Here is a 7,076-nt window from a genome sequence, read left to right as displayed (position 1 = left end):
ATCGGCCCTCGCACTGAGCCGGGGTTCCCCCCGTACCTACGGCTCGTGCACCTGGCGCGGGGGGGGGGGCGGCCGCCCCCGCCCCCCCCCCCCCCCCCCCCCCCCCCCCCCCCCCGGGGGGCCCGCGGGGGGGGCCCCCCCCCCCCCCCCCCCCCCGGCCCCTCGCACCTCGTGGAGATCGCGCCCCCTCGTTGTCGGTGGTGTCACGTAGGCTCACAGATGACGGAGAAACCGTGATCCGCTACGAGGGAGGGGGCCCGCGTGCTCATCGACACCTACGGCCGGGTGGCCACCGACCTGCGCGTCTCACTGACCGACCGCTGCAATCTGCGGTGCACGTACTGCATGCCCGAAGAGGGCCTGCAGTGGCTGGCCAAGCCGGATCTGCTCACGGACGACGAGATCGTCCGCCTGATCGACATCGCCGTCACCTCCCTCGGCATCGAGGAGGTCCGCTTCACCGGCGGCGAACCCCTGCTGCGCCCCGGCCTGGTCGGCATCGTCGAGCGGGTCGCGGCCCTGAGCCCGCGCCCCCAGATGTCGCTGACGACCAACGGCATCGGCCTCAGGCGCACGGCACCGGCCCTCAAGGCCGCCGGCCTGGACCGGGTCAACGTCTCCCTCGACACGCTCCGCCCGGACGTCTTCAAGACCCTCACCCGCCGCGACCGCCACCAGGACGTCCTCGAAGGCCTCCAGGCCGCCCGGGACGCGGGCCTGACCCCGGTCAAGGTGAACGCGGTCCTGATGCCCGGCCTCAACGCCGACGAGGCCCCCGACCTCCTCGCCTGGGCCGTCGAGCACGACTACGAACTGCGGTTCATCGAACAGATGCCCCTGGACGCCCAGCACGGCTGGAAGCGCGAGGGCATGGTCACGGCAGGCGACATCCTCGCCTCCCTGCGCACCCGCTTCGACCTCACCGAGGAGGGCTCCCAGGAGCGCGGTTCGGCCCCGGCCGAACGCTGGATCGTCGACGGCGGCCCGCACCGGGTCGGCGTCATCGCCTCCGTCACCCGCCCGTTCTGCGCGGCCTGCGACCGCACCCGCCTCACGGCGGACGGCCAGGTCCGCACCTGCCTCTTCGCCCGCGAGGAGACCGACCTGCGCGCCGCCCTGCGCTCCGACGCCCCCGACGAGGAGATCGCGCGCATCTGGCGCCGGGCGATGTGGGGCAAGAAGGCGGGCGCGGGCCTGGACGACCCGGCCTTCGTCCAGCCGGACCGCCCGATGTCGGCGATCGGCGGCTAGGACGCCCCGGGGGTCCCGGGCGCCTCGGGGGCTCCGGGCGCCTCGGGGGCCCCGGGAACCGGAACCTGAGGAACCTCGGGCGACTCCCACTCCTCCAGCAGGACGACGTCCTTCAGGAAGCCGCGCACTCCGAGGAACTGCGACAGGTGCTCCCGGTGCTCCTCGCACGCCAGCCACGTCTTGCGGCGCCCGGGCGCGTGGATCTTCGGGTTGTTCCACGCCAGCACCCACACGGCGTCGGCACGGCAGCCCTTCGCGGAGCAGATCGGGGTCTCGTCACTCACAGGTTCGTCTCACAGGTGCGCGGAAAAAGGCGACGCCGAGCAGCCACGGGGGGAGCTGCCCGGCGTCGGTCCGTCGCTCCGACGGGGGATGCGGAGCGCGTACGAAGTATGTCACGGCGACCCGGCGCCACGGCACTGGAACAACAGCTTTTATTGGCCTCGGCGTACGGCGGGCTCACGGCCGCCGCTCTGTCGGACCGGCCTCCACGTGCCCCGAACGGGGCCCGGATTCCTCACGCGGGGACTCCGGTTCCGCCCGCGGGGATTCCGCGGGAGGCTCCTCCTGTGCCGTCCGTTCCTCCGCGTGCCCGGCGGTGATCATCGGCGGCGGGGGAGTGGTCACGAACGTCGACGGCAGTCCCGGCGCGTTCTCCCGTCCGGCATTGGCGATCACCACCGCGATGTAGGGCAGGACCAGGCCCAGGACCAGCGCCACCACCGCGACATGCCGTTCCACGTTCCACAGCGTCGCTCCCAGGATCACCGACACGGTACGGACCGACATCGAGATCACGTACCGCCGCTGCCGGCCCCGGACGTCCTCCTGGAGCCCCTGACGTGCCCCGGTGATCCGGAACACCTGGGCGTCGCCGCCGCCGCGCTGCTTCCGCATCACGTTCCACCATCCCCGTGCTCGAACTCTCCCCGCCTGTCAACCGTACGCCGCGACCCGGCCGCCCTCGAGACCGGGTCGCCGCCGGCCGGGCGAAAACGCTGCGCCGTACCGCGTACGGCAGCACCCGACATGCGTCGTAAGGAGGCCGGGCCGACACTGGGGGCAATGCTCGCGTAGAGCCGTACGAGGAGGCCGCCATGGGCTGGTTGTGGGCGATCATCGTGGGATTCGTGCTGGGCCTGATCGCCAAGGCGATCATCCCGGGCAAGCAGCACAGCCCACTGTGGCTGACCACCATCTTCGGCATCCTGGGCGCGGTCGTCGGCAACGCCGTCGCCCGCGCCTTCGGAGTAGAGGAGACCCCGGGCATCGACTGGAGCCGGCACATCTTCCAGCTGGTCGCCGCCGTCATCATCGTCGCCCTCGGCGACATGCTGTACGTCCGGACGCTGGGCAAGCGCAAGTACAGCACCTGAGCGCACGAAGAGGCGCGGGGGGGGGCGGGGGGGGGGCCCGGCGCCCCCCCCCCCCCCCCCGGGGGCCCCCCCCCCGGGGGGCGGCGGCGCCCCGCCCCGCCCCCCCCCCGCCCCCCCCCCCCCCCCCCCCCCCCCCCCCCCCCCCCCCCCGCCCCGGTGGCGCTCTGCGCCACTACGCCCCCGTCACCTCGACGGCGGCCAGGTTCTTCTTGCCGCGCCGCAGCACCAGCCACCGCCCGTGCAGCAGATCCTCCGCCGCCGGGACGGCGTCCTCGGCGGTGACCTTGACGTTGTTCACGTAGGCCCCGCCCTCCTTCACCGTCCGCCGGGCCGCGGACTTGCTCGCCACCAGGCCGACCTCGGCGAACAGGTCGACGACCGGCGCCGGCTCGGCGACCCGGACGTGCGGCACCTCGGACAGGGCCGCGGCCAGCGTCCGCTCGTCGAGATCCGTCAGCTCGCCCTGCCCGAACAGCGCCCGGGACGCGGCCATCACGGCGGCCGTCTGGTCGGCGCCGTGCACCAGCGTCGTCAGCTCCTCGGCCAGGGCCCGCTGCGCGGCCCGCGCCTGCGGCCGCTCCCCGGTCTGCCGCTCCAGCTCCTCCAGCTCCTCGCGGGAGCGGAAGGACAGGATGCGCGAGTACGTCGAGATGTCCCGGTCGTCCACGTTCAGCCAGAACTGGTAGAACGCGTACGGCGTCGTCATCTCCGGGTCGAGCCAGACGGCGCCGCCCTCGGTCTTGCCGAACTTGGTGCCGTCCGCCTTGGTCATCAGCGGCGTCGCCAGCGCGTGCACGGAGGCGTCCGGCTCCAGCCGGTGGATCAGGTCCAGGCCGGCCGTGAGGTTGCCCCACTGGTCGCTGCCGCCCTGCTGGAGCGTGCAGCCGTAGCGCCGGTAGAGCTGGAGGAAGTCCATGCCCTGGAGGATCTGGTAGCTGAACTCGGTGTAGCTGATGCCCTGGTCGGACTCCAGCCGGCGGGCCACGGAGTCCTTCGTCAGCATCTTGTTGACGCGGAAGTGCTTGCCGATGTCCCGCAGGAACTCGATCGCGGACAGACCGGCCGTCCAGTCGAGGTTGTTGACCATCACGGCCGCGTTCTCCCCCTCGAACGAGAGGAACGGCTCGATCTGGGAACGCAGCCTGCCGACCCAGCCGGCGACCGTCTCCGGGTCGTTCAGCGTGCGCTCCGCCGTGGGGCGGGGGTCGCCGATCAGCCCGGTGGCGCCGCCGACCAGCGCCAGCGGCCGGTGCCCGGCCTGCTGGAGCCGGCGCACGGTGAGCACCTGCACCAGGTGACCGACGTGCAGGGACGGCGCGGTCGGGTCGAAGCCGCAATAGAACGTGACGGGACCGTCCGCGAGCGCCTTGCGCAAGGCGTCCTCGTCGGTGGACAGGGAGAACAGCCCCCGCCACTTCAGCTCGTCGACGATGTCCGTCACGGTTCTCGTGTCTCCTTGATGATCTCGGGCGGTCCGGCGACCACCGGCTATGAGGTTATACGCCCTGGCTGACGGAGCTCATATTGAAGTCCGGCACCCGCAGCGCGGGCATGGCGGACCTGGTGAACCAGTCGCTCCACTCCCTGGGCAGCGTCTTCTCCGTGCGCCCGGCCTCGGTGGCCCGGCCCAGCACGTCGACGGGGGACTCGTTGAAACGGAAGTTGGTGACCTCGCCCACGACCTCGCCGTCCTCGACGAGATAGACGCCGTCCCGGGTCAGCCCGGTCAGCAGCAGGGTCGCCGGGTCCACCTCGCGGATGTACCACAGGCAGGTCAGCAGCAGCCCGCGCGTGGTGCTCGCGACCATGTCCTCCAGCGACCGGTCGCCGCCGCCGTCCAGGATGAGGTTGTCGGCTCCGGGAGCCACCGGCAGGCCGGTCAGGGCCGCGCCGTGCCGGCTGGTCGTGAGCTGCTTCAGCTCACCGCCGCTGATCCACTCGGTGGCCCGGATCGGCAGGCCGTTGTCGAACACCGACTGATCACCGCCCGAGGAGTGCGCGACGACGAACGGCGCCGACTCCAGGCCCGGCTCGTCCGGGTCGCTGCGCAGGGTCAGCGGCAGCCCGGTCAGCCGCTCGCCGAGCCGGGTGCCGCCGCCCGGCTTGGAGAACACCGTCCGCCCCTCGGCCGCGTCCCGGCCCGACGACGACCACAGCTGGTAGATCATCAGGTCCGCGACCGCGGTCGGCGGCAGCAGCGTCTCGTACCGCCCCGCGGGCAGGTCGATCCGCCGCTCGGCCCAGCCCAGCCGTACGGCCAGCTCGGCGTCGAGCGCCGCCGGGTCGACGTCCTTGAAGTCCCGCGTCGAGCGGCCCGCCCACGCCGAGCGCGTACGGTCCGGTGACTTGGCGTTCAGCTCCAGCGTCCCGTTGGGCTGGTCGTGCCGCAGCCGCAGCCCCGTCGACGTGCCCAGGTAGGTCGAGACCAGCTCGTGGTTGGCGAAGCCGTACAGCTCACGGCCGCCCGCACGCGCGCGTGCGAACGCCTCGCCCAGCGCCGGCGCGAAGTCGGCGAACACCGCGGACGAGGTCTCGACGGGCGCCTCGGTGAACCCGGGGGACGGCGCCACACCCGTCACCAGCGGCTGCGCGTCCTCGGCGGGCGCCGCACCGCGCGCGGCGGCCTCGGCGGCCCGCACCAGCGGCTCCAGCTCGTCGGCGGTCACCGCGGACCGCGAGACGACCCCGGCGGCGGTGCCCTCCTTGCCGTCGACGGTCGCGATCACGGTGAGCGTGCGCCCGCGCGTGACACCGTTCGTGGTCAGCGCGTTGCCCGCCCAGCGCAGGTTGGCGGTCGACCGCTCGTCGGCGATCACGACGCAGCCGTCGGCCCGCGACAGCTCCAGCGCGCGCTCCACGACCTCGTGCGGCTTGTCGGTACGGGCGCTCATCGGCCGGCCTCCTGCGTGGTGTTCAAAATGTTGACGCCCTTGAACAGGGCGGACGGGCAGCCGTGCGACACGGCCGCGACCTGGCCCGGCTGGGCCTTGCCGCAGTTGAAGGCGCCGCCCAGGACGTACGTCTGCGGGCCGCCGACGGCTGCCATGGAGCCCCAGAAGTCGGTGGTCGTCGCCTGGTAGGCCACGTCCCGCAACTGGCCGGTGATCCGCCCGTTCTCGATCCGGAAGAACCGCTGCCCGGTGAACTGGAAGTTGTAGCGCTGCATGTCGATCGACCAGGACCGGTCCCCGACGACGTAGATCCCGCGGTCCACGCTTCCGATCAGGTCCTCGGTGGACATCCCCGCCGGATCCGGCCGCAACGACACGTTGGCCATGCGCTGCACCGGCACGTGCGCGGGGGAGTCGGCGAACGCGCACCCGTTGGAGCGCTCGAAGCCGGTCAGCTTCGCGATGCGCCGGTCCAGCTGGTAGCCGACGAGCGTGCCGTCCTTGACCAGGTCCCAGGACTGCGCCTCGACGCCCTCGTCGTCGAAGCCGACGGTCGCCAGGCCGTGCTCGGCGGTGCGGTCGCCGGTGACGTTCATCAGGTCCGAGCCGTAGCGCAGCCTGCCGAGCCGGTCGAAGGTGGCGAAGGAGGTGCCGGCGTAGGCGGCCTCGTAGCCGAGGGCGCGGTCGAGCTCGGTGGCGTGCCCGATGGACTCGTGGATGGTCAGCCACAGGTTGGACGGGTCGACCACCAGGTCGTACAGCCCCGGCTCGACGCTCGGCGCCCGCATCTTCTCGGCGAGCAGTTCCGGGATCCGCTCCAGTTCCTCGTCCCAGTCCCAGCCGGTGCCCGTCAGGTACTCCCAGCCGCGCCCCACGGGCGGCGCGACGGTGCGCATCGAGTCGAACTCGCCGCTGGAGTCGTCGACCGACACCGCCGTCAGTGCCGGATGCAGCCGCACCCGCTGCTGGGTGGTCACCGTCCCCGCGGTGTCGGCGTAGAACTTGTTCTCGTGGACGGTGAGCAGCGAGGCGTCGACGTGGTTGATCCCGTCGGCCGCCAGCAGCCGGGTGCTCCAGTCCGCGAGCAGCGCCGCCTTCTCCTCGTCGGGCACCGTGAACGGATCGATCTCGTACGACGAGACCCACGACTTCTCGGCGTGCACCGGCTCGTCGGCCAGCTCCACCCTCTCGTCCGCCCCGGCGGCCCTGATCACCTGCGCGGACAGCTTCGCCATTGCCACCGCCTGCGAGGCGACCTTGGCGGCGGCGTCCATCGTCAGGTCCACCCCGGAGGCGAACCCCCACGTCCCGCCGTGCACCACCCGCACTGCGTACCCGAGGTCGGTGGTGTCCGACGACCCGGAGGGCCTGGCGTCCCGCAGCCGCCAGGACGCGCTGCGCACCCGCTCGAACCGGAAGTCGGCGTGGTCCGCCCCGAGCGCACGCGCGCGTGCCAGGGCGGCGTCCGCGAGGGCCCGCAACGGCAGTGCCGTGAAACTTTCGTCGATGCTGTGAGGCACCTGGGTATCTCCCTGTGGTCGTCGCCTGTGCTGGCTCC

The 7,076-nt window shown here is 72.6% G+C and carries 7 protein-coding genes; 2 read left to right on the top strand and 5 right to left on the bottom strand.

What is annotated here, in order from left to right:
* The first annotated feature begins 261 nt into the window (after positions 1-261).
* Positions 262-1,251, top strand: coding sequence for a GTP 3',8-cyclase MoaA (moaA, locus tag ACIP5W_RS34535; protein WP_401481839.1), 990 nt, complete (start codon positions 262-264; stop codon positions 1,249-1,251).
* Here moaA and ACIP5W_RS34530 read toward each other — a convergent pair.
* The gene (locus ACIP5W_RS34530; protein WP_401481837.1) at positions 1,248-1,535 is read right to left on the bottom strand and encodes a hypothetical protein; all 288 of its coding nucleotides are present in this window, start codon (positions 1,533-1,535) and stop codon (positions 1,248-1,250) included. The two genes, moaA and ACIP5W_RS34530, sit on opposite strands and share 4 nt — an antisense overlap.
* 175 nt (positions 1,536-1,710) lie before the next feature.
* A complete protein-coding gene (locus ACIP5W_RS34525) occupies positions 1,711-2,148 on the bottom strand; it encodes a DUF3099 domain-containing protein (protein ID WP_401481835.1) in 438 nt (145 codons plus the stop codon).
* A 200-nt stretch (positions 2,149-2,348) separates the two neighbouring features.
* Between ACIP5W_RS34525 and ACIP5W_RS34520 the strand changes: the two genes are divergently transcribed.
* Positions 2,349-2,627: a GlsB/YeaQ/YmgE family stress response membrane protein gene (locus tag ACIP5W_RS34520; protein WP_401481833.1), complete on the top strand. Its 279-nt coding sequence runs from the start codon at positions 2,349-2,351 to the stop codon at positions 2,625-2,627.
* A 172-nt stretch (positions 2,628-2,799) separates the two neighbouring features.
* Here the strand turns inward: ACIP5W_RS34520 and tyrS are convergent, their stop codons facing one another.
* Genes tyrS through ACIP5W_RS34505 form a run of 3 tightly spaced genes read right to left on the bottom strand, consistent with a single transcriptional unit; the run spans position 2,800 to position 7,038 of the window.
* Entirely contained in the window at positions 2,800-4,068 is a 1,269-nt protein-coding gene (gene tyrS, locus ACIP5W_RS34515; protein ID WP_401481831.1) for a tyrosine--tRNA ligase, read from the bottom strand.
* Positions 4,069-4,123: 55 nt separating this feature from the next.
* Positions 4,124-5,518 (bottom strand): metallopeptidase TldD-related protein, encoded by a 1,395-nt coding sequence (locus ACIP5W_RS34510; protein WP_401481829.1) that lies wholly within the window; start codon positions 5,516-5,518, stop codon positions 4,124-4,126.
* Complete coding sequence (locus ACIP5W_RS34505; protein ID WP_401481827.1) at positions 5,515-7,038, bottom strand: TldD/PmbA family protein; 1,524 nt, start codon at positions 7,036-7,038, stop codon at positions 5,515-5,517. The genes ACIP5W_RS34510 and ACIP5W_RS34505 overlap by 4 nt, the downstream gene beginning before the upstream one ends.
* Positions 7,039-7,076: the final 38 nt, after the last annotated feature.

It is taken from the genome of Streptomyces sp. NPDC088766 (assembly GCF_044750845.1).
Lineage (GTDB): Bacteria > Actinomycetota > Actinomycetes > Streptomycetales > Streptomycetaceae > Streptomyces.
This window is presented reverse-complemented; position numbering and strand designations above follow the sequence as displayed.